This window comes from Streptomyces sp. NPDC002306 (assembly GCF_053593435.1).
On the sequence record NZ_JBSFCK010000004.1, the window covers coordinates 418564 to 439096 of the forward strand.

22 protein-coding genes and 1 pseudogene are annotated in these 20533 nt (G+C 72.8%); 12 read left to right on the plus strand and 11 right to left on the minus strand.

Annotated elements, in window-relative coordinates:
* Positions 1-226: 226 nt before the first annotated feature.
* The 4 genes and pseudogenes from ACWCQK_RS11885 to ACWCQK_RS11900 all read right to left on the minus strand — a co-directional run bounded on the left by ACWCQK_RS11885 (position 227) and on the right by ACWCQK_RS11900 (position 2367).
* Positions 227-694: a peroxiredoxin gene (locus ACWCQK_RS11885; protein WP_451154570.1), complete on the minus strand. Its 468-nt coding sequence runs from the start codon at positions 692-694 to the stop codon at positions 227-229.
* Complete coding sequence (locus tag ACWCQK_RS11890; protein WP_451154572.1) at positions 691-1071, minus strand: DoxX family protein; 381 nt, start codon at positions 1069-1071, stop codon at positions 691-693. Before ACWCQK_RS11890 ends, ACWCQK_RS11885 begins: the two co-directional genes overlap by 4 nt.
* A 65-nt stretch (positions 1072-1136) precedes the next feature.
* Positions 1137-1661, minus strand: a complete 525-nt coding sequence (locus ACWCQK_RS11895; RefSeq protein ID WP_451154574.1) for a MarR family winged helix-turn-helix transcriptional regulator — start codon at positions 1659-1661, stop codon at positions 1137-1139.
* Between the two features lie 57 nt (positions 1662-1718).
* Positions 1719-2367 (minus strand): annotated as a pseudogene (locus ACWCQK_RS11900) (TetR/AcrR family transcriptional regulator).
* 216 nt (positions 2368-2583) lie between these two features.
* On the opposite strand from ACWCQK_RS11900, the gene ACWCQK_RS11905 reads away from it, so the two are divergent.
* From ACWCQK_RS11905 to ACWCQK_RS11920, 4 genes are all read left to right on the plus strand, one after another.
* Positions 2584-3060 carry a hypothetical protein gene (locus ACWCQK_RS11905; RefSeq protein ID WP_451154576.1) on the plus strand — a complete coding sequence of 159 codons (477 nt, stop codon included), beginning with the start codon at positions 2584-2586 and terminating at the stop codon, positions 3058-3060.
* A gap of 89 nt (positions 3061-3149) precedes the next feature.
* Complete coding sequence (locus ACWCQK_RS11910; RefSeq protein WP_451154578.1) at positions 3150-4142, plus strand: ATP-dependent DNA ligase; 993 nt, start codon at positions 3150-3152, stop codon at positions 4140-4142.
* 182 nt (positions 4143-4324) lie between these two features.
* Entirely contained in the window at positions 4325-5101 is a 777-nt protein-coding gene (locus ACWCQK_RS11915; RefSeq protein ID WP_451154580.1) for an NPP1 family protein, read from the plus strand.
* Positions 5102-5333: 232 nt separating this feature from the next.
* Positions 5334-6773, plus strand: coding sequence for an MGH1-like glycoside hydrolase domain-containing protein (locus ACWCQK_RS11920; protein ID WP_451154582.1), 1440 nt, complete (start codon positions 5334-5336; stop codon positions 6771-6773).
* A gap of 82 nt (positions 6774-6855) precedes the next feature.
* Here ACWCQK_RS11920 and ACWCQK_RS11925 read toward each other — a convergent pair whose 3' ends face one another.
* A complete protein-coding gene (locus ACWCQK_RS11925; protein ID WP_451154584.1) occupies positions 6856-7845 on the minus strand; it encodes a DUF5937 family protein in 990 nt (329 codons plus the stop codon).
* Positions 7846-7952: 107 nt separating this feature from the next.
* Here ACWCQK_RS11925 and ACWCQK_RS11930 point away from each other — a divergent pair, with 107 nt between their 5' ends.
* From ACWCQK_RS11930 to hemC, 4 genes are read left to right on the plus strand one after another with little or no spacing between them, the layout of a single operon-like run.
* On the plus strand, positions 7953-9176 hold the full coding sequence (locus tag ACWCQK_RS11930) for an MFS transporter (RefSeq protein ID WP_451154586.1): 1224 nt from the start codon (positions 7953-7955) through the stop codon (positions 9174-9176).
* A gap of 7 nt (positions 9177-9183) precedes the next feature.
* Positions 9184-9702, plus strand: coding sequence for a hypothetical protein (locus ACWCQK_RS11935; RefSeq protein WP_451154588.1), 519 nt, complete (start codon positions 9184-9186; stop codon positions 9700-9702).
* Positions 9699-10229 carry an N-acetyltransferase family protein gene (locus ACWCQK_RS11940; RefSeq protein ID WP_451154590.1) on the plus strand — a complete coding sequence of 177 codons (531 nt, stop codon included), beginning with the start codon at positions 9699-9701 and terminating at the stop codon, positions 10227-10229. Before ACWCQK_RS11935 ends, ACWCQK_RS11940 begins: the two co-directional genes overlap by 4 nt.
* Positions 10230-10277: 48 nt before the next feature.
* A complete protein-coding gene (gene hemC / locus ACWCQK_RS11945) occupies positions 10278-11213 on the plus strand; it encodes a hydroxymethylbilane synthase (protein ID WP_451154592.1) in 936 nt (311 codons plus the stop codon).
* Between the two features lie 204 nt (positions 11214-11417).
* Here the strand turns inward: hemC and ACWCQK_RS11950 are convergent, their stop codons facing one another.
* The 4 genes from ACWCQK_RS11950 to ACWCQK_RS11965 form a co-directional block, all read right to left on the minus strand.
* Positions 11418-11939 carry a hypothetical protein gene (locus ACWCQK_RS11950; RefSeq protein WP_451154594.1) on the minus strand — a complete coding sequence of 174 codons (522 nt, stop codon included), beginning with the start codon at positions 11937-11939 and terminating at the stop codon, positions 11418-11420.
* Between the two features lie 193 nt (positions 11940-12132).
* A complete protein-coding gene (locus tag ACWCQK_RS11955; protein ID WP_451154596.1) occupies positions 12133-12993 on the minus strand; it encodes an ABC transporter permease in 861 nt (286 codons plus the stop codon).
* Positions 12953-13807: an ABC transporter ATP-binding protein gene (locus ACWCQK_RS11960; RefSeq protein WP_451154598.1), complete on the minus strand. Its 855-nt coding sequence runs from the start codon at positions 13805-13807 to the stop codon at positions 12953-12955. The genes ACWCQK_RS11955 and ACWCQK_RS11960 overlap by 41 nt, the downstream gene beginning before the upstream one ends.
* Complete coding sequence (locus ACWCQK_RS11965) at positions 13804-14259, minus strand: MarR family winged helix-turn-helix transcriptional regulator (protein WP_451154644.1); 456 nt, start codon at positions 14257-14259, stop codon at positions 13804-13806. Before ACWCQK_RS11965 ends, ACWCQK_RS11960 begins: the two co-directional genes overlap by 4 nt.
* A gap of 327 nt (positions 14260-14586) precedes the next feature.
* Here ACWCQK_RS11965 and ACWCQK_RS11970 point away from each other — a divergent pair, with 327 nt between their 5' ends.
* Both ACWCQK_RS11970 and ACWCQK_RS11975 read left to right on the plus strand, forming a co-directional pair.
* Entirely contained in the window at positions 14587-15471 is an 885-nt protein-coding gene (locus ACWCQK_RS11970) for an RNA polymerase sigma factor SigF (protein ID WP_451154600.1), read from the plus strand.
* A 168-nt stretch (positions 15472-15639) separates the two neighbouring features.
* Positions 15640-16443: a VOC family protein gene (locus ACWCQK_RS11975; protein ID WP_451154602.1), complete on the plus strand. Its 804-nt coding sequence runs from the start codon at positions 15640-15642 to the stop codon at positions 16441-16443.
* Here ACWCQK_RS11975 and glgX read toward each other — a convergent pair.
* The gene (gene glgX, locus ACWCQK_RS11980) at positions 16426-18573 is read right to left on the minus strand and encodes a glycogen debranching protein GlgX (protein ID WP_451154604.1); all 2148 of its coding nucleotides are present in this window, start codon (positions 18571-18573) and stop codon (positions 16426-16428) included. The genes ACWCQK_RS11975 and glgX overlap by 18 nt on opposite strands.
* Positions 18574-18626: 53 nt before the next feature.
* Positions 18627-19139, minus strand: coding sequence for a pep a2 (locus ACWCQK_RS11985; protein ID WP_451154606.1), 513 nt, complete (start codon positions 19137-19139; stop codon positions 18627-18629).
* Positions 19140-19422: 283 nt separating this feature from the next.
* On the opposite strand from ACWCQK_RS11985, the gene ACWCQK_RS11990 reads away from it, so the two are divergent.
* Entirely contained in the window at positions 19423-19719 is a 297-nt protein-coding gene (locus ACWCQK_RS11990; RefSeq protein ID WP_451154608.1) for a DUF5133 domain-containing protein, read from the plus strand.
* Between the two features lie 76 nt (positions 19720-19795).
* A partial coding sequence (locus tag ACWCQK_RS11995) for a maltotransferase domain-containing protein (RefSeq protein ID WP_451154610.1) occupies positions 19796-20533 on the plus strand: 738 nt, incomplete at its 3' end.

Here is a 20533-nt window from a genome sequence, read left to right on the forward strand (position 1 = left end):
GCCCCGGGGGCGCCCAGGGCCGGTCCACCGGATCACGTCAGGACACGCCAGGGCCGCCCGTCGACGAAGGCGAGTACGGCGGGACGGGGCGGGGTGCCGCGGCAGGCTGCGACTGCCGCGGCGGAGACCGTGGAGCCGCGTCCCCGACGAAGGACGGCGGCGCGGCGCGGGGAGGGAAGGCGATCAGCGACCAGCCACTCCGGTCGGCCCGTCGGTCGGCCGGCTCCTAGCCCCCGTGGGCGCGCAGCGCGGCCAGGGCCCGGTCGGCATGCGTGTTCATGCGCAGTTCGCTGCGCACGACCTCCAGGACGGTGCGGTCCTGCGCGATGACGAAGGTGACCCGCTTGGTGGGCGCCAGCGAGAACCCCCGCTTCACACCGAACCGCTCCCGGACCGCGCCGTCGGCGTCGGACAGCAGGGGCATGCCGAGCGTATGGCGGCCGGCGAACTCCTGCTGCCGGTCGACGGAGTCGCCGCTGATGCCCACCGGACGTCCGCCCGCCGCGGCGAACTCGGCCGCCAGGTCACGGAAGTGACAGGCCTCGGCGGTGCAGCCGGCGGTCAGGGCGGCCGGGTAGAAGAACAGCACGACGGGTCCGTCGGCGAGCAGCTCGGACAGGCTGCGTACGGTGCCGGTCTCGTCCGGGAGCGAGAAGTCCTCGACCCGGGTGCCGACCTCGATCTGGGTGCTCATGACTGGCCCTCCGCACTCCGGGCGACGCTGCGGGCCCACAGCACGAGGGGCACCTGAAGAGGCAGACGGCCCAAGGCGGCGGCCTTCTGCGGGGTGGGGCGGTGGCGCCAGTCGACGGCCATCTTCACGTTGGCGGGGAACACGCCGACGAAGAACGCCGCGGCGGCCAGCGCGGCGACCCGCCGGGTGCGCGGCACGGCGAGTCCGGCCGCGAGGGCCAGTTCGGCGGCACCGCTCGCGTACGTCCACGCCCGGGGCGAGCCGGGCAGCGCGCGGGGCACGGTGGCATCGAACGGGCGCGGGCTGGCGAAGTGGGCGGTGCCCGCGGTGGCCAACAGACCGGCGAGCAGCAGGGACGAGCGTTCGGACCGTGGCACGGTTCCTCCTCTGACGACCTGCCGCGCGATATTACTCGACGGTAGAGCGGCCGGGTCCGGCGAGGTCAGGCACCGCCCGTCGCGGTGGTGGTCTGCTGCTCGGCCTCGTCGTCGACGGCGTACGAGAGGAAGTCGTCGACCATGCGGTGAAAGAGCGTGGCCAGCTCGCGCAGCTCCTGCGGCGACCAGTCGGCGAGCGCCAGCTGCATCCCGCGGGCGCCGGCCTCCCGGACCCGGCCGACGGCCTGCCGGCCGGTGTCGGTCAGCTGGATCCGCTGCGCCCGGCCGTCGTCGGGATCCGGTACGCGGGTGACGTACCCGGACTTCTGAAGTTGCTGCACCGTACGGGTGACGTGCGAGGCCTCCACGCCCAGCCGGTGGGCCAGCTCCCCCGGCCGCAGCGGGTCGGAGTCGGCGATCTGCCGCAGCAGTGCCACGGCGGCCCGGTCCAGTGGCACCCCGGCCAGGGCCATGAGCCGCTCGTGCTGCCGGGCCCGGGTGCTCAGGTAGGTGATGCGGGTGAGCGCCCGCTCGATCTCGACGACCTCCGGGGAGGCGGCGGGGGCGGCGGGCAGCGGTGACGTGGGCATACACACCACTTTACCATCTTGTTGCGTAACGCAAGTAAATGGAGGAGGCCGGCGGCGTCAGGGCGCGCGGGTGACCGGTGCCGACCAGAGGCCGACGATCGCGTCGATCAGACCGGTGGCCGCGTCGTGCCAGGTGCCGCGAGGGGGGGAGGTGCTCGGCGAGGGCGCGCTCCCGCTCGGCGGAGGTGTGCAGGATCAGATGGCGGGCCATGGCGGCGCGTTCGGCGCGCACCTCGGCGGGCAGATCGGCCAGGCACCGGTCCAGCGCGTCGAGGACCCGGCGCAGCGACGGCGAGGACAGGGACTCCTCGACCATGATCTGGTGGAGCGCGGGGTCGGTCATCACCTGGGCGCAGAACCGCGCGTACCAGGTGGGGCTGCCGTGACCGGCGAGGTGCTCGGTGAGCGGGCGCACCAGGCAGGACACCCAGTCGCGGAGGTCCGTGGAGTCGCCGGCCTCGGCCACCAGCCGGGCCCGTGCCTCCTCGACGCGCCGGGCGTGCTTGCGCGCGATCGCCCGGACCAGGTCGGCGCGAGTGCCGAAGTGGTAGCCGACCGCCGCGTTGTTGCCCTGGCCGGCGGCCTCGCTGACCTGACGGTTGGACACCGCGTACACCCCGCGCTCGGCGTACAGCTGTTCCGCCGCGGTCAGGATCAGCTCCCGGGTCGCGCCGGACTGCTCCGCCCGCACCGCCCTGCCCGCCATGACCACCACCGCTCCGGGACTGCGCACCGCCCTGGGACGGCCGGTCCCCGTGCCGTCCCGGGTCCGCCGCCGCACCGGCGGTCTCCAGGGACGTCAAGCCTACGCAGCCGCGCGGAAACGCAGGCGGGCGCCCCGCGCCCACGCCCGGGGCCGTTGTCAGTGGCTCCGCCTAGCGTTGCGCCCGCTTCATGAATCTCACCTGGGGAGGACCGGGCGATGGGCGCGAGCGGCTGGGACTACGTCACCTCGTACACGGGCAGCGTCGAGGAGTGCCTCGAGGCGCTGCACGCGCGGGTCTTCGAGGAGGACTACGGCGACGACGACGCGTACGAGAGCCTCGACGAACTCTGGGCGGACGAGGAGTTCATGGGCGAGGAGGGCACGCACTCGATCCTCGACATCCGGCGGGTGGACCGCACGAGCGCCCCGCCGAGGGAGTACGACCCCAGGGAGTACGGCACCCTGCACCCCCTCCCGGACGACCGCGTCGCCCACCACTTCGGCACCGACCGGCCGACGGAGGCCGAGTTCCGCGCCCTGCTCGCCCGGTCGCTGGAGCACTCCGGTCCGCCCGGCACCCGGCCGCGGACGCTGCTGGACGAGTGCCGGATGAGATGGACGGGCGTCTACATCGTCCTGTACACGGACGACCGGCCGACGCACCTTGGCATCTTCGGGTGCTCGGGCGACTGAGGCCGCCGGCGGCGGTGCGGACGGCGCCGTTCAGGGGAAACCGATGGGCGGCACGCGTGAGGGGCGCCCGGGCCGTCGACACCTCACCCGTGACCCTGCCGCTGATCGCCCCCATGCTCGCCATGTCCGGCGCCCTGCCACCCGCCGCGCAGGACGCGCACTGGGCCTACGAGACCAAGCAGGACGGCCAGCGCGTGGTGGCCTACCTGGCCGGGGACGGCGGTGTGCTGCTGCGCGCCAGATCCGGGGAGGACATCACCCTCGCCTACCCCGAGCTGCGCACGCTGGGCCGCGCGCTGGACGGCACGCCCGCCGTTCTCGATGGGGAGGTCCTGGCGCTGGACGAACACGGCCGCGCCGACTTCCAGTTGCTCCAGTCCCGCATGGGGCTGGCCCACGCGCCGGGCAGGGCGGCCCGCCGGGCCGCCGAGGTCCCCGTCCACCTCGTCCTGTTCGACGTCATGCACCTCGGCGCCCGCTCCCTGCTGACCGAGCCGTACCGCAGGCGGCGCACGGAGCTGGAGGACCTCGGGCTCGACGGGACGTACTGGTCGACGCCCACCGCTCTCGTCGGCCATGGCGAGCAGGCGCTGCGGGCCACCCGCGAGCACGGGCTCGAAGGCCTGGTCTGCAAACGACTGGACTCCGTCTACGAGGCCGGGGTGCGCTCCCGGGCCTGGGTCAAGATCCGCAACCTGCGCAGCGAGGACGTGATCGTCGGCGGCTGGCTGCCCGGCAAGGGCCGGCTGTCCGGTCTGCCCGGCGCCGTCCTGGTCGGCCAGCGCACCGCCGGGCGTCTGCGCTACGTCGGCAGTGTGGGCACCGGCTGGAGCGAGGCCGAACGCGCCGAGCTCACCGCGCTGCTGCGGACCGCGGCGACGGACCGGTGCCCCTTCGACCCCGTGCCGCCGGTCCCCGGCGCGCACTGGGTACTGCCCCGGCTGGTCGGCGAGGTCCGCTTCAGCACGCGCACCCGGGCCGGGCTGCTGCGCCAGCCGTCCTGGCTGCGGCTGCGCCCGGACCTCGCGCCCGAGGACTCGGCGGCCGACGTGCCGGACGACCTGCCGGACGGGCTCGCCTGACACCCTGTCCGGCGGCCGACCTGCCGGGCGAGGCCGCCTGACACCACGTCATGGATCAAATATTGGGCTGCGCTTCACCACTGGTACGCATGTGACCCCTTGGCCCGGATGGGAAAACCCGGGAAGCTGAACTCCCCATTCCCCCAAAGCCGTTGGGCTGCGCCCGGACAGAGGAGGACGCAGTGTCGTCACAGAAGTTCAAGGCCCACCGCAGGAGATGGCTCACCGGTCTGGCAGGAGCCGCCGCCCTCGTCATCGCCTTCCCCGCCGTCGCCTTCGCCGCCCCGCCCCAGGCTCTGCCCCAGAACGCCGAAGCCGCGGAACTGACGTTCCAGCCCACTTTCGACTACGACACGGACGGCTGCTACTCCACGCCGGCCATCGGTTCCGACGGCACCATCAACCCCGGTCTCAACCCGACCGGTGCCCTCAACGGGTCGTGCCGGGACGCCTCCGACCTCGACAACACGAACAGCTACTCGCGCTACAAGTGCAACAACGGCTGGTGCGCGTACATCTACGGCCTGTACTTCGAGAAGGACCAGGCGTTGGCGGGCACCAGCCTCGGCGGCCACCGCAACGACTGGGAGCACGTCGTGGTGTGGGTGCAGAACAACCAGGTGCAGTACGTCTCCACCTCCAACCACGGCTCGTTCACCGTGCACGCGGCGTCCACCGTCCGCTTCGAGGGCACGCACGCGAAGATCGTCTACCACAAGGACGGCATCAGCACGCACTGCTTCCGGCTGGCCAACACCAACGACGAGCCGCCGGAGAACCACAAGCACACCTGGCAGTACCCGCCGCTGGTCGGCTGGAACGGCTACCCGGCCGGCCTGCGCGACAAGCTCAGCTCCTACAACTTCGGCAGCGCCAACTTCGGTCTGAAGGACGCCAGCTTCGCCTCGCACCTCTCCTCGGCGAAGCCGTCCGGAATCACGTTCGACCCCAACGCCTGACCGCGCCACCGATTCCCGTCCCGCTCGTTCTCCAGGCTCCCGGAGTCACCACGGCTCCGGGAGCCTGGAGCAGCGCGAGCGGGGAGGGCGTGACGTGGCGGCGGTCGGCGCACGACGGGGCGGAATCTCACGGCGGGGCGGGGTCTCACGGCGGGGATTCCTCGCGGCACTGGGCGCGGCGGGAACCGTCGGCGCCGGTGCACGGCCCACGGCCCCGGGGAACGGTGTCAGCATGCCCTCACTCGCCTTCGCCGACCCCGCCACCCAGCGGCGGCTCGGCGGTCTGTACGCGGCCGCGCTGACCGACCTGACCGAGACCAACACCGTGACCGCCGACCGGACCGTGTACGACAGGGCGGGACTGCTCACCGACCCGCCCGGGACGCTCGTACGGGCCGGGGGCGGGTACCCGGAACCGCAACGGTGGACCCGGGACGCGGCCGTCAACGCGTGGAGCGCGGCGAGCCTCCTGACGCCCGCCGTCGGCCGCAACACGCTCTGGTCGGTCGTCGACCGCGGTCCGGACGGGCTCGTCGTGCAGCAGGACAACCAGTGGTGGGACCAGGTCGTCTGGGTCCCGGCCGCCTGGCACCACTACCGGGTCACCGGCGACCGGGACTTCCTCGCCAAGGCCCACGAGACCGCCGTCAACACGCTGTCCGCGCGCCGCGGCCGGCACTTCGATCCGGCGTACGGCCTCTTCCGCGGGCCGGGCTTCATGAACGACGGCATCTCCGGCTACCCCGCCCCGCCCGAGTCGAAGGACGTCCGTTCCTCCTTCGTCCTGGACCACCCCGGGACCGAGCGGCTGATGTGCCTGTCGACCAACTGCCTCTACCACGGCGCCCTGTCGGCCCTGGCGGACATGGCCGAGGCCCTCGGGCAGCCCGCCGCGCCGCTGCGCACGGAGGCGGCCCGGCTGCGCGCCTCGATCGACCGGCATCTGTGGCGCGAGCGGGCCGGTACGTACGCCTACCTGCTGCACGACGACGGACGGCCCGACACCGCGCAGGAGGGCGCCGGACTCGCCCTCGCCCTGCTCCTCGGCGTCGCCGACCGGCGCCGGGCCGGCCTGATCCTGGACCGCACCCACTGGCAGCCGCACGGGATCGTCAACGTGTGGCCGCACTACCCGCGCTTCGACGACCGCAAGCCGGGCCGGCACAACGTCATGCTCTGGCCGATGGTGCACGGTCTGTACGGCCTGGCCACGGCCGACGCCGGCCGCACCGGCCTCTTCGCGCGCTCCGTCGACCTGCTGGCGGGTCTGTTCGCCGCGGGCGGCTTCCGGGAGGTGTACGACTCCGTGAGCGGCGCCGTCGACGGCGGCTGGCAGCGGGGCGGCAGCGGCCGGCCGGAGCACTTCGTGTCCCAGCCCGACCAGACCTGGTCGGCGACGGCCTGGCTGCGCCTGGTCCACGAGGGCCTGTTCGGCCTGACCTTCACCCCGGACGCGCTGCGTCTGCGCCCCTGTCTGCCCGGCGCCTGGGGGCCGGTGAGCCTGCGCGGCCTGCGGTACCGGGGCACGACGCTCGACATCAGCCTGTCCGGCCACGGCAGCCGGGTGGCTTCCTGCGCGATCGACGGCAGGGCGGCCGACCCCGTCCTGCCGGCCGGCGGATCCGGGCACCACACGGTCCACGTCACGCTCGACGGCGACCGCGAGAGCTGACCGCCTCGGCCGCGGGCACGGTGAAGCAGCGGCGGGCCGGACGCCTCAGCGGGCACGAGCAGGCAGCGAAGGGCCGGGAGCCTCAGCGGCGGTCCGCCAGGGCGTCCCCCAGCCCAGTCCGCCGGTACAGCACGTAGTAGCCCTGCCGTCGCGACTCGACGAGTCCCGCCTCCCTCAGGACCGACAGATGGGCGGAGACCGAGGACGGCGCCAGCGCGTGCCGGCGGGCCAGTTCCGTGGTCGAGGCGGGCGTGGTGAGACCGGCCAGGACGGCCGCGCGCCCGCCGCCCAGCAGGCGGGCGAGCGCGTCCGACGGGGGCGGCACCGGGGCGGCGTGGAACCGGCCCATGCCGCGGGCGGGGTAGATCACCGTCGGCTGCCAGGGACGGGCGAAGCCGCTGACCACGTCCGGCCAGACGAACACGCTCGGCATCAGCAGCACGCCCCGGCCGTCGGCACCCTGCGCGTCGGCGAGATCGCCGTACATCCGCAGGGTGAGGGTGTCGCCGGCCCAGTCGATCCCGGGGTGCAGGCCGGTGAGCAGCGCGTCCAGCCCGCCGTCCGCGCCCTGCCGGGAGCGGTGGGCGATGTCGGCCTCCAGGACGGCGCGATGGCGGGGCCAGTCCGGGGCGAGGAGGGCGTGCCAGGCGCGCTCGGTGAGGTCGGCGAGCCGTCGTACGGTCCCGGCGGGATCGTCGAGCGCGGCGCGCCCCCGTGGCGACTCGGCGAGTCCGGGTGCGCAGGCGAGCGAGCGGACCATCTCGGCGTGGGCGAGGGCGGGGTCCGTGGCACGCATCCGGGCCAGTTCGTCCTCGATGGAGGGGTACGGCTCCGAGGGGGGCGGGCCGAGGAAGTCGGGGGTGTAGCCGCCGGGGCGCGGGACGAACAGCCACAGCGGCGCCAGGTCGAGCCCGGCCACGGTCGGCGCGGTCCGGCGCAGCCAGGCGCGGTGGTAGCCGTGCCGGGCGGGCCGGCGCAACAGCCGTAGCGCTTCGTGGGTCTGGCACAGCGGGGAGATCGCGAACCGGCAGCGCGTCAGGTCGTCGGTGCCCAGATGCAGGGTCAGCGGCAAGGCGGCCTCCGTGAGCGATTCGTCCCCGGCCGAAAGAGTAGAGGCCCCGGACCTGGCCCGACACGCTTGCCCCCGGCCGTCGACCCCGCAGCCGGAGAGGCACATCCATGGACAGCGCACGTCCGCCCGCGTGGCGCGGGGCCGCGGTCGTCGCGGCGCTGATGCTGGCGGCGTTCACCTTCAACACCACCGAGAACCTCCCCGTCGGTCTGCTCTCCCTGATGGCGGCCGACCTGCGGGTGCCCCTCGCGGCGGTGGGCGCGCTGGTCACCGGGTACGGGCTGACCGTGGCCGCGGTCTCGCTGCCCCTCGCGCACGTCACCCGGTCCGTGCCCCGCCGTCATGTCCTCACCGCACTGCTGGGGCTGCTCGCCCTGGCCGGCTGGGCCACGGCGCTGGACACCGTGTCGTACGGGCTGCTGCTGGCCGCACGGCTGGTGACCGCGCTCGCGCAGGCGTTGTTCTGGGCCGTGATGGGGCCGGTCGCGGTCGGTCTCTTCCCGCCGGAGCGCCGGGGACGGATCATCGGGCTGCTGTCCGTGGGCGGATCGCTGGCCACGGTGCTCGGGGTGCCGGCCGGGACCTGGCTGGGCGGGCACGTCGGCTGGCGGGCGCCGTTCGCGGTGCTGGGGGCACTGGCCTCGGTCTGCCTGGTGGTGATCGCCGTGCTGCTGCCGACGTCCCGCCCACAGGACAGTCACGCGGCGTACGGTGCCGCTCCCGACCGGCGCCGGTTCGCCGTCGTGCTCGCCACCACCGCGCTGTCGGTGACCGGTGCCTTCACCGGGTTCACGTACATCACGGTCTTCCTGACGGACGTGACCGGGTTCGCCGCCGACTCGGTGGGCGCGGTGCTGCTGGCCTTCGGGGCGGCGGGGCTGGCGGGGGTCTCGGTGACCGGACCGCTGCTGGACCGGTTCCCGCGCGCCACGCCGGCCGTATCGGTGGCGGCCCAGGCGGTGGCCCTGCTCGGCCTGTCCGCGGCGCGCGGCGAGGTGGCCGTCGTCGCGCTGGTCATGCTGCTGGGGGCGTCCGTGGGGCCGGTGTTCGTGGCGACGCAGAGCGAGAGCCTGCGGGTGGCGCCGGGGCGCACCGAGTCGGCCCTCGCGGCGAACTCGGCGGCCTTCAACGTGGGGGTGGCCGCGGGTGCGCTGCTGGGTGGTGCCCTGCTGCCCGTGGTCGGGGCGCGCGGAGCGTTCCTGGTGGGCGGGCTGCTCACGGTGGCCGCGCTGGCGGTGCCGGCCTGGCCGAAGTCCCCCTCGGCGCCGCTCTCGGCGCCGCCCGCCGAGGGCGGTCCGGGCCATGGACTCCCGCGCACCGGCGCCGCATGATGTGCGGATGGATCTTCACGACGCACCGCCGTCGGCCGTCCGGGCGGACACGCTGCTGGCCCTGTCCGAGGGCCACCACGCCCGCGTCGCCCGCGCGACCGGTACGCGGGAGGCGGCCGGGCACCTGGTCAAGACGTACGCGATCGAGGCGCCGGGCCGCACGGTGACCGAGCGGGACACCGAGGCGGCGCTGCGGACCGCGGCCGCCCATCTCTCGCTCGGCGACCGGCGGGGCTCGCTGGGCCTCGCGGTGCTGCTGGTGCACGCGGGCGGCGACGGCGACTACGTCCTGGTCCACACCTGGATCGAGGGCCACATGGCCGACCTGGCGATCTTCACGGGACCGGCCGGGCGGCCGGAGGCCCTGCGGCCCGGCCGGGCGGGACTGGCGCCGTGCGTGTGGGAGGCGGCGGTGCTGTCCCACGAGCGCGACGCGTTCTCCCGGCACGTCCTGGACGGCACCGGCGCCCTCCCGGACCGCCTGGCCGCCTGGCGCTCCGACACCGCCGAGGGGGGACTGCGATGACCTCCGCCGCCCGGGTCCGGCACGCCGAGCGCGCCGATCTGCCGCGCGTCGCCGCACTCGCCGCCGAGCACGCGCGGTACGAGCGGGCCGAGCCACCCGTTCCCGACCTGGCCGACCGTCTGGCCGCCCTGCTCTTCGACGGCCGGGGCGGCGCCCACGGCCCCGACGCCCCTGGCCACCGCGACGGCCCCGACGGGGTGGACGGCACCGTGCCCCGGCTGGTCTGTCTGGTGGCCGAACTGCCCGGCGGCGAGGTCGTCGGCTATGCCACGTGCTCCCCCGTGCTCTCCACCTGGGACGGCCGCGAGTACCTCCACATGGACTGCCTGTTCCTGGCGCCCAGCAGTCGTGGTCTGGGGTTCGGTGCCCTGCTGATGGACGCGGTGGTGGCCGAGGGCCGCCGCCGCGGGATGAGCGAGGTGCAGTGGCAGACCCCCGCGTGGAACGAGGGCGCGATCCGCTTCTACGACCGTCTCGGGGGGCGCGCGATGGAGAAGGTGCGCTACAGCCTGCCGGTGCACCGTTGAGTGCGGTTTCCGTCTGAGGCACCCCCGTGAGGGTCTATGGTGTCCCGCATGTCCGTTCCCGAAATGATCCGTGTCGTCTCCCGTGACTCGCCCATGGCGCTCGCCCAAGTGGAGCGGGTGCGGGCCGAGTTGGCGATGCTGCATCCAGGCGTACGGACCACGGTCGTGCCGGTGCGGACGACCGGCGACAAGTGGATGGGCGACCTGTCCCTGGTCGAGGGCAAGGGCGCGTTCACCAAGGAGGTCGACGCGGCGCTGCTCGCCGGGGAGGCCGATCTCGCGGTGCACTGCGTCAAGGACGTCCCGGCCGACCGGCCGCTGCCGGCGGGCACGGTGTTCGCCGCGTTCCTGAAGCGGGACGACATCCGTGACGCCCTGGTCCACCCCGGCGGACTCACCCTCGACGAGCTTCCCGCCGGTACCCGGATCGGCACGTCCTCCGTCCGTCGGGTCGCCCAGCTGGCCGCCACCCACCCGCACCTGGAGTGCGTGCCGTTCCGCGGCAACGCCAACCGGCGGCTGGAGAAGCTCGCGGCGGGTGAGGCGGACGCGCTGCTGCTGGCGGTGTCCGGTCTGGAGCGCATCGGCCGCACGGACGTGATCAGCGAGGTGCTGTCGCCGGAGGCGATGATGCCGCCGATCGGTGCGGGCGTCCTGGCGCTCCAGTGCCGTGAGGGCGACACCGATCTCATCGACGCGGTCAGCGGGCTCGGTGATCCGGCCACGCACCGGGAGGCCACCGCGGAACGCATGTTCCTGCACGTGCTCCAGGGACACTGCAACAGCCCGATCGCCGGGTTCGCGCGCGTGGACCGCAGTGGTGAGCTGTCCCTGCGGGCCTGCGTGTTCACCCCCGACGGCAAGGTCCGGCTGAACGCCCACGAGTGGGCGGGCCGGCTCGACCCGGCCACCCTGGGCACCTCGGTCGCCGTGGCGCTGCTCCGGCAGGGCGCCCGGGAGATCATCGACGGCATCCCGCACTGAGCCGGAGCCGGGTCGCGGGCGCGGCCGCATCGGAGCGGGGGGCGCGGCCGAACGGATAGCACGGCCGAGCGGGGGGCGCGGCCGAACGGATAGCGCCTAGCAGGTGGCGCGGCCGAGCGGGTGGCGTGCCGGAGGCCGAGCCGCGCCGGACAGGACCACCACGGGCACACCCCCACCGACACGATCGCCCCGAGCGCGACCGTGTCAGGCGGTGCCCTCTTCCGCCTGGTCGCGCAGGAAGTTGCTCACCTGACGGGCCAGGCTGTCGCGCCCGGCGCCCGCGGGGGCTCCGGCGGACCCCTCGTGCAGACCGAGGCCGCCGGTCCACAGCCGGCGGTCGGCCCACTCCTCGTCGACCCGCAACTGGATCTGGACGTCGATCTGGGCGAGAGAGGCCTCGGGACCCGCGGCGTACAGCACCGCGGTGGCCCGCCGCAGCGGGTAGACGTCGAAGCCCTCGATGAACTGCGTGTTACGCCAGTCGACGAACGCGCTCTCGCCGTCGGGCCCGATCCGCACGTCGATCTGGCCGTCCTCGAGGTGGATGCCGAAGGACCGCTCGCCCCGGTTCTCGACGGTCACCCTGAGCCGGAAGTACGTCATCCCCTCGGCGGCGTCGTCCCGGCCGCGCGGCGGCTCGGCCGGCTCCAGTCCGTGGACGCGGACACGCAGACCGGCATGCTCGTCGTACTCGTGCCAGTCCCCGACCACGTTCGGCTCGTACACAGTCCTACCTCTCGACCTCTGAGGCTGCTTCCTATCCGTGTGCTCAGCGCACTGTCAAATGAGCGGAATAGGCCGTGGCCAGGGAATTCGCCGCATTTGATCGTTGATCAAGCCGTGCGCAGGAAGAATCCTCATCGGGACCGTGCGGTTCCGCGCGCACGGCGTGCCGCACATCACGTTCGGGAGGGTGAACTCAGCGGGCCAGCCGGCCCAGCAGCGAGGAGGCGGCGGCGATGCCGAGCGCGGCGGCCACGAGGAGCACCCCGAAGTCGGCGCCCAGGTGCGCGGGCGTGCCGAGAAGGAGGCCGCGCAGCGCGTCCACCTGGTAACTGAGCGGGTTGATCTTGCTGACGGCCTGGAGCCAGCCCGGCATGACGGACACCGGATAGAGGGCGTTGGAGGCGAAGAAGAGCGGCATGGTGATCGCCTGCCCGAAGCCCATCAGCCGGTCGCGGCTGAGCACGATGCCCGCGATGGTCATCGACAGGCAGGAGAAGAACGCCGAGCCGAGGATCACGGCCACGGCGACGCCGAGCAGTTTCAGCGGGTTCCAGGTCAGGGCCACCCCCAGGAGCGCGGCGATGACGACGACCACGATCGCCTGGATCAGCGACTTCACGCCCGCAGCGAACGCCTTGCCGGTGATGAGGGCGGAGCGCGGAGTGGGCGTGACGAGCAGCTTGTTGAGGATGCCGGCGTCGCGTTCCCAGATGATCTGGATGCCGTAAAAAATTGCGATGAACATCGCGGACTGGGCGATGATGCCGGGCGCGAGGTAGTCGATGTAGGGGATGCCCGGGGTGGGGATCGCCTTGATCCTGGTGAAGGTCTGGCCGAAGATCAGCAGCCAGAGCGCGGGCTGGACCGCGCGGGTGTACAGCTCCGTGCGGTCGTGGCGCAGCTTCTGCAGTTCGACCGCGCACATCGCCACCACCCGGGCGGGCAGCAGTCGCCAGCCCGCGCGGGGCCGGGGCGGCCGCAGCAGCAGGCCGATGTCCTTGTGCCGGACCCGGTCAGCCGACGCGGTGCGCGGTGCGGCGGGTGTTTCGGACATCGCGGAAGTCTCCTGACCGGTCGTCGAGGCCGCTGCCGGCGACGTCGCGGAAGACGTCCTCCAGCGTCGGCGGGTCCGTGGTGGCGCCTTCGGCGCGCCGCCGTTCGCCGAGCGCCCGCCTGAGTTCGATCGGGGTGCCCAGGGCGCGGATGCGGCCGTGGTGCATCAGGCCGACCCGGTCGCAGTACTGGTCGGCCTCGTCCATGTAGTGCGTGGTCACCAGGACGGTCATGCCGGTGGCCGCGCGGACGGCGTTGATGTGGTCCCAGACGCCGGTGCGGGCGATCGGGTCGAGCCCGATGGTCGGCTCGTCCAGGATCAGCAGCCGGGGTGCGCTGACCAGCGCCTGGGCGAGTTCGAGGCGGCGCACCATGCCGCCGGAGTAGGTGCCCGCGAGGCGGTCGGCGGCGTCCTCCAGGTCCACGGCGGCGAGGGCCTGGCCCACGCGTTCGGCGCGTTCGCGGCGCGGCACGTCGAAGACCCGGGCGAACAGGGCGACGTTCTCCCGGCCGGTCAGGCCCGCGTCGGCGGACAGTTGCTGCGGCACATAGCCCAGCAGGCGCCGTACGGACATCCGCTCGCGCGCCGCGTCGTGGCCGAAGACCCGGACCATGCCGGCCGGAACGGGCAGGAGCGTGGTGACGCAGCGGATCGCGGTGGTCTTGCCGGCACCGTTCGGGCCGAGCAGCCCGAAGATCTCGCCCTCCCCGACCGTGAGGTCGAGCCCGTCGACGGCGTTGGTCGCGCCGAAGGCGTAGGCGAGACCCGCGCAGGTCACAGCCTCGGCCGGGGCGGTGGCAGCGTCCTGGGTCATGCGTCCTCAGCCTCCTCGCGCAGGGTGACGGCCAGCTGGCGCAGGGCCGGCAGGGCCGCGAGCAGCGCCTGGCGGTCCGCCTCGTCGAGCCGCGCCACATGCCGCCGTACGAGGTCGGCACGGCGTTCCTGCCAGGCGCTCAGCCGGGCCTCGGCGGCCTCGGTCAGCAGCAGCCGGGCGGCCCGCCGGTCGGCGGGGTCGGTCCCGCGCAGCAGGTAGCCGTCCCTGACCAGCTGGTTGACCAGCGTCGACACCGAGTTGCCCGCCAGGTACAGCTCCTTGGCCGCGTCCGAGACACCGATGCCGGGCCGCGCCTCGACCAGGCGCAACAGCTCCACCTCGGCGCCGCGCAGCCGTGGCGCGGTCAGGCCGGCCCGCAGCCGGCGCCTGATCAGCCGCTGCACCCCGACCAGCGCGTCGGCCAGTTCTTCGGGAAAGGTCCTGTGCTCCACAAAGGTCCTGTGCTCCACACCGGCGAGATTACCTCTGTGGCAGAGGTATCGCACCCGAGGGCGGGTCAAGATCGGCCGCGGCCGGCGCCTCCCACCTCGGGAATTTCACTCCACGAATTCCGTCGAATTCATAACGTGGCATTTTGGCGACCATTCAAGTAATTGTTTTGGATACACTCGTACCGGGAATTGGAATTCCAGTGCTTCGGACAGGAGGCACGCCCCGCGGGAATCCGCTCGCCGACCCCCAGGCCGTCCTCCCCACGGCCCGGACGCGCGCCTCCCCGTGTGACTGTCCACCCAGCACCAGCTGAGGGAGGCGCGCACATGCGTACCGCCATCAGGACGAAACAGCATCCGCACGACGACGCCCCGGACACCGCCGCATTCTTCGAACGACTCGCGGAACTGCCCGCGGGCCCCGAGCACAAAGCACTGCGCGACGAACTGGTCCGGCTGTGGCTTCCCATGGCCGAACGGATCGCCGTCCGGTTCCGCGGGCGCGGCGAGGCCCTCGAAGACCTGTACCAGGTGGCCGCCCTCGGGCTCGTCAAGGCCGTCGACCACTACGACCCGGCGCGCGGCCGCGCCTTCGAGGCGTACGCGGTACCCACGATCACCGGCGAGATCAAACGCCACTTCCGCGATCACATGTGGACGCTGCACGTTCCGCGCCGGGTCCAGGATCTGCGTAACCAGGTGCGGAAGGCCGCCAAGGAGCTGTCGCAGACCATTCCGGGCCGCCCGCCCACGGTGACCGAGATCGGCGAGTACACCGGGCTCACCGACGACGAGGTGCGCACCGGCATGGAGGCCCTCGACTGCTACACCGCGCTGTCGCTGGAGGCCGAGATGCCCGGCACCGACGGTTACGCGCTCGCGGACGCGATCGGCGGCCCGGATCCGGGATACGACAACGTCGTGGACCGGGTGTCGGTGGCGCCCTGCCTTCAGGCGCTGCCGGAGCGTGAGCGCACGATCCTGTACCTGCGCTTCTTCGGGGGCATGACCCAGAGCACCATCGCGGAGGAGCTCGGCATCTCGCAGATGCACGTCTCGCGGCTGCTCAGCGGCTGCTTCGCCCACCTGCGTGCGGAGATCCTCGCCGAGACGGGGGACGCGGCCGAGGCGCTGGAGGACGGGACCGAGGCGCACGAAGCGAGCGGAACGCGCGAGGAGTCGCGGTCACGGAGGGGGCCGGAGGCGGACTGAGCGCGCCGTGCGCGCGTCGCCCGGCCCCGCGGCACCCGACCGGTGTGTGCCCGTCATCGGGGTGCTCACGCAGCCGGGGGTACTCGGCAGGCGCCGGGGGCGGTTCCGGCCGGACACTGGAGGGACCGGTGGCCCCCCTCCGGGCGACGAGATCGGAACGCGACTGCGATGAACCAGTACACGCCCCCTTCCACCTCCACCAAGAACGTCCTGTCGACGGACTCCGTCTTCGGCGCGCCCTGCTGGGTGAGCCTGACCAGTCGGGACGTGGAGGCCACGGAGGAGTTCTACGCCGCTGTGCTGGGCTGGCAATGGCGCAAGGCGAAACTCGGGGACCGTTTCCGCATCGCGCTGGTGGACCGGGTCCCGGTCGCCGGGATCGCCGCGGTCGCCGACATGTGGCAGATGGCGGTGGCGTGGACGCCGTACTTCGCCGTGCGCAGCGCGGACGAGGCGGTGTCGCGGGTCAGGGAGCGCGGCGGCACGTCGGCGGTCGGACCGATCTCCCTCCCGCCCGGGCGGGCGGCGCTGCTGGCCGACCGGGACGGCGCGACCTTCGGGATCTGGGAGGGGAAGCTCTTCTCCGACTGGGAGACCTGGCGGCAGGCGTCGCCCGCCTTCATCCGGCTGCACACACGTGACGCGTTCGACGCGGCGATCTTCTACGGCGAGGTGCTCGACTGGGCGTCGAAGCGTTCCGGCTGCTGCGAGGTCCACTACGAAGGCGGCGAGGTGGTGCTGCGCAGCCGGGGGGACGTCGTGGCGCGCATCGTGTCCGGAGCACTGGAGTCGACTCCCGACCCCACCGTCCGGCCGCACTGGCAGGTGCACTTCGCGGTCGCCGACGTGACGGAGTGCGCGCGGGCCGCGGAGCGGCACGGCGGCAGCGTCCTGCGCGCGAGCGCCGGCGAGGTCGTGTTGCGCGACACCGACGGCGCCCAGTTCACCGTGACCTCACACCTCGCGCGCTGACCCCTTCCGTGCCGCCCGGCGGGACGGACGGGTGAGCAGCACCAGGCTGCGCGCCTCGACGCGCCTGCGGGTGCCCGCCTTGTGCTCCGTCTCGTCCGGGGTGCCGTCCGGCTCCGCGGTGTCGATCAGGGTCGTCCAGCGCTCGCCGTAGGCGGGACCCGGCAGCCGGAAGTCGACCGGCTCCCAGTAACTGTTGAGCAGCAGCAGGAAGGAGTCGTCGACGACCGGTCTGCCCCGTGGGTCCGGCTCGGCGATGGCGTCGCCGTTGAGGAAGACGCCGACGCAGTGCGCGTCGGCGCGCCGCCAGTCCCGGTCGGTCATCTCGCGCGCGTCCGGCAGCAGCCAGACGAGGTCGGGCAGCGGCTGGTCCGCGTGGGTGACCGTCTCGCCGAGGAAGAAGCGGCGCCGGCGCAGCACGGGATGCGCGGTCCGCAGCGCGATGGCGTTCCGGGTGAAGTCCAGCAGCCGGCCCTGTTCCTCGCTCAGCCGCCAGTCGATCCAGGAGACATCGTTGTCCTGGCAGTAGGCGTTGTTGTTGCCGCGCTGGGTGCGGCCGAGTTCGTCGCCGTGGCAGAGCATCGGGATGCCCTGCGAGAGCAGCAGCGTGGCCAGGAAGTTGCGCTGCTGGCGGGCCCTCAGCTCCAGCACCGCCGGGTCCGCGGTCCTGCCCTCGGCACCACAGTTCCAGGACCGGTTGTCGCTCTCGCCGTCCCGGTCGTCCTCGCCGTTGGCCTCGTTGTGCTTGTCGTTGTACGAGACGAGGTCACGCAGCGTGAAACCGTCGTGGGCGGTCACGAAGTTGACGCTGGCGCGGGGCTTGCGCCTGCTGTGCGCGTAGATGTCCGAGGAGCCGGTGAGGCGGGAGGCGAACTCGCCGAGCGTGTGCTCCTCCGCGCGCCAGAAGTCCCGTACGGCGTCCCGGTACTTGCCGTTCCACTCCGACCACAGCGGCGGGAAGTTGCCCACCTGGTAGCCGCCCTCGCCCACGTCCCACGGCTCGGCGATGAGCTTGACCCGGCTGATCACCGGATCCTGCTGGATGAGGTCGAAGAACGCGGACAGCCGGTCCACCTCGTGGAACTGTCTCGCCAGGGTCGCCGCGAGATCGAAGCGGAACCCGTCGACGTGCATCTCGGTCACCCAGTACCGCAGCGAGTCCATGATCAGCTGAAGCACGTAGGGGTGCCGCATCAGCAGGCTGTTGCCGGTGCCGGTGGTGTCGTAGTAGTGCGACCAGTCGCCGTCCACCAGCCGGTAGTACGAAGCGTTGTCGATGCCCCGGAAGGACAGTGTGGGGCCGTGTTCGTTGCCCTCGGCGGTGTGGTTGTAGACCACGTCGAGGATCACTTCGAGGCCGGCCGCGTGCAGCGCCTTCACCATCGTCTTGAACTCGGCGACCTGCTGGCCCCGGGTGCCGTGGGCGGCGTAGGCGTTGTGCGGGGCGAAGAAGCCGATGGTGTTGTAGCCCCAGTAGTTGGACAGTCCGCGGCCTTGCAGCACACCGTCCTGCACATACTGGTGCACGGGCATCAGTTCGACCGCGGTCACCCCGAGCGAGGTCAGGTGCTCGACGACCGCGGGGTGCGCGAGTCCCGCGTAGGTGCCGCGCAGTTCGGGCGGGACGTCGGGGTGGGTGCGGGTCAGGCCCCGTACATGGGCCTCGTAGATCACGGTGTCGGCGTACGGCCGGCGGGGCGGGCGGTCGTCGCCCCAGTCGAAGCCCGGATCGGTCACCACGCCGAGCATGGTGTGGCCCGCGCTGTCGGCCGGGTCCGGGCCGTCGGCGGCGCGCTCGTAGAGCGAGGCGTGCTCGTCGATCTGCCCGTCCACCGCCCTGGCGTACGGGTCCAGCAGCAGCTTCGCGGGGTTGCAGCGGTGGCCCGAGCCGGGGTCCCACGGCCCGTGCACCCGGTAGCCGTAGCGCTGCCCGGGACCGACGCCGGGCAGATGGCCGTGCCAGACGAAGCCGTCGACCTCGGTCAGGGGGAACTGCCGGTGGGCGCCGTCGTCGTCCACGAGGACCAGGTCGACGCGTTCGGCGACCTCGCTGAACAACGCGAAGTTGGTTCCCGTCCCGTCGAATTCGGCACCCAACGGGTAGGGGTGCCCGCTCCAGACGGGCACGGGCACCCCCGCCCCCGCCTTGGCCTTCGTCCTTGCCTTTCGGCGACGTGGCGCAGCGGTCACAGGGCGTCCACCAGGACGCCGTCCGTCGCCGTGACCGGGGCGGCCAGGGCCGCGACCGGGATCGCGCGGGGGACTTGCCGCACCTCGCGCAGGCTCGGCTCGGGCACGGTGGGCACCAGCGGGACACGGCCGCCGGCCCGGGCGCGCTGGGAGAACCAGATGACCTTGGCACCGGTCTGCGTGGCGCAGCAGCCCCAGCCGTCGCTCATCTCGGCGATGTGCTCGAGACAGCCGCGCAGGTCCTGGTCCGGGCGCAGATGGCAGTCGTTCTCGCCGATGGCGGTGATCAGATGCTGGCGGTTCCACCACATCTCGATCGAGGCCTTCTTGTCCGTGGCGTGCTCGTCGATGGCCTTCAGCAGCAGTTCGGTGCCTCGGCAGACGGGCTCGACCAGTGTTTCGAGATCCCAGAGCCGGAGGTGGGCGGCCAGGATGCGCCTGACCTGACCCACGCGGTCCGGGCCGACTTCCACGTCGAGGTGGTAGTAACAGGGCACTGCGGTCTTCATCGTCGTTGGCTCCTCACCGGCGAGGTACGCACTCCTCCTCGACCCTGCGGGCCGAGACCCCGAACACGAAGCGTGAACGGTTATCGCTCCTGAGTCACATCCACAGTGCGGTTGCTACGCCATTCGTGCAACACGAGCGCACCACAACCAAGATCCAACAGGACGCTGGGTCATCACGCGTGCACCATAAGTGAAAGCCTCGAGAGCCGCGCCCGACCGGTGCCTCCGCGTGCCCGGTCTTCCGGGCGTCGCACCTCTCGCATCCCGGAAGGTGAACAGCGCCATGCTGCTACCCGCGAAAGCCGAAGTCGCCCGACACCTGAGGCGCTACCGGTCATGGGAGCGCGCCACGCTCGCCTCTCCGGGCGACCGCGCGGTACGCGCCGCTTTCGAGGATTCCGGCTACACCCTGTGTGTGCTGATGGGCAAGCGCTGTGCGCGAGAGGCCGCCGACGCCGCCGAGCGCTATCTGCGGACCGGCGGCGGGACGTATCTCCGGGAGCGGAGCGGACGCGGCAGGGCGAAGACGCCCGCGCACAACGGAGCGCTCACGCACGGACATTCCCCGGTGGAGCGGTAGCCCTCCCGATGCAGCTTGGACATTCCGACAGCCGGGCCGAGAACGGCCCGTCGACCAGCACGGCGGAGGTCAACACATGAAGTCCACCAGGGCCATCGGCCGGATCCCGGTACGAGAGGTCCGCCCTCGGGTGGAGTGCGGCGGACGCCCGGCCAAGGCGGTCGTGGGTGAGACGTTCCAGATCTCGGCCACCGTGTTCCGCGAGGGTCATGACGCCGTCGCCGCCAACGTCGTGCTGAAGGACCCCGAGGGCCGGCGCGGCCCGTGGACGCCGATGCGTGAACTCGCCCCGGGTACCGACCGGTGGGGCGCCGACGTGACGCCGGACGCGACGGGACGCTGGACCTACTCGGTCGAGGCCTGGTCCGACCCCGTCGCCACCTGGCGGCAGCACGCCGGGATCAAGATCCCGGCCGGGATCGACACCGGCCTGGTCCTGGAGGAGGGCGGGCGGCTGTACGAGCGGGCCGCCGCCAAGGTGCCCAAGGGACCCGGACGCGCCGTGCTGAAGGAAGCCGCCAGGAAACTGCTCGACGACTCCCTGCCGGCCGCGTCCCGGCTGGCGGCGGCGCTGACACCGGAGGTCGACGAGGTCCTGGCCCGTCACCCGGTACGTGAACTGCTCACCGCCTCCGCGCCGTTGCCGCTGCTGGTGGAACGCGAACGGGCCCTGTACGGCTCCTGGTACGAGTTCTTCCCCCGCTCCGAGGGCACCCCCACCACCCCCCACGGCACCTTCCGCACCGCCGCCCGCCGGCTGCCCGCCATCGCCGCGATGGGCTTCGACGTCCTCTACCTGCCACCGATCCACCCC

Excerpts from the sequence above, each read along its gene's own strand:
- ACWCQK_RS11885 (WP_451154570.1), bottom strand. The coding sequence starts at position 694 with ATGAGCACCCAGATCGAGGTCGGCACCCGGGTCGAGGACTTCTCGCTC.
- ACWCQK_RS11895 (WP_451154574.1), bottom strand. The coding sequence starts at position 1,661 with ATGCCCACGTCACCGCTGCCCGCCGCCCCCGCCGCCTCCCCGGAGGTC.
- ACWCQK_RS11905 (WP_451154576.1), top strand. The coding sequence starts at position 2,584 with ATGGGCGCGAGCGGCTGGGACTACGTCACCTCGTACACGGGCAGCGTC.
- ACWCQK_RS11920 (WP_451154582.1), top strand. The coding sequence starts at position 5,334 with ATGCCCTCACTCGCCTTCGCCGACCCCGCCACCCAGCGGCGGCTCGGC.
- ACWCQK_RS11930 (WP_451154586.1), top strand. The coding sequence starts at position 7,953 with ATGGACAGCGCACGTCCGCCCGCGTGGCGCGGGGCCGCGGTCGTCGCG.
- ACWCQK_RS11935 (WP_451154588.1), top strand. The coding sequence starts at position 9,184 with ATGGATCTTCACGACGCACCGCCGTCGGCCGTCCGGGCGGACACGCTG.
- ACWCQK_RS11940 (WP_451154590.1), top strand. The coding sequence starts at position 9,699 with ATGACCTCCGCCGCCCGGGTCCGGCACGCCGAGCGCGCCGATCTGCCG.
- hemC (WP_451154592.1), top strand. The coding sequence starts at position 10,278 with ATGTCCGTTCCCGAAATGATCCGTGTCGTCTCCCGTGACTCGCCCATG.
- ACWCQK_RS11955 (WP_451154596.1), bottom strand. The coding sequence starts at position 12,993 with ATGTCCGAAACACCCGCCGCACCGCGCACCGCGTCGGCTGACCGGGTC.
- ACWCQK_RS11960 (WP_451154598.1), bottom strand. The coding sequence starts at position 13,807 with ATGACCCAGGACGCTGCCACCGCCCCGGCCGAGGCTGTGACCTGCGCG.
- ACWCQK_RS11970 (WP_451154600.1), top strand. The coding sequence starts at position 14,587 with ATGCGTACCGCCATCAGGACGAAACAGCATCCGCACGACGACGCCCCG.
- ACWCQK_RS11975 (WP_451154602.1), top strand. The coding sequence starts at position 15,640 with ATGAACCAGTACACGCCCCCTTCCACCTCCACCAAGAACGTCCTGTCG.
- ACWCQK_RS11985 (WP_451154606.1), bottom strand. The coding sequence starts at position 19,139 with ATGAAGACCGCAGTGCCCTGTTACTACCACCTCGACGTGGAAGTCGGC.
- ACWCQK_RS11990 (WP_451154608.1), top strand. The coding sequence starts at position 19,423 with ATGCTGCTACCCGCGAAAGCCGAAGTCGCCCGACACCTGAGGCGCTAC.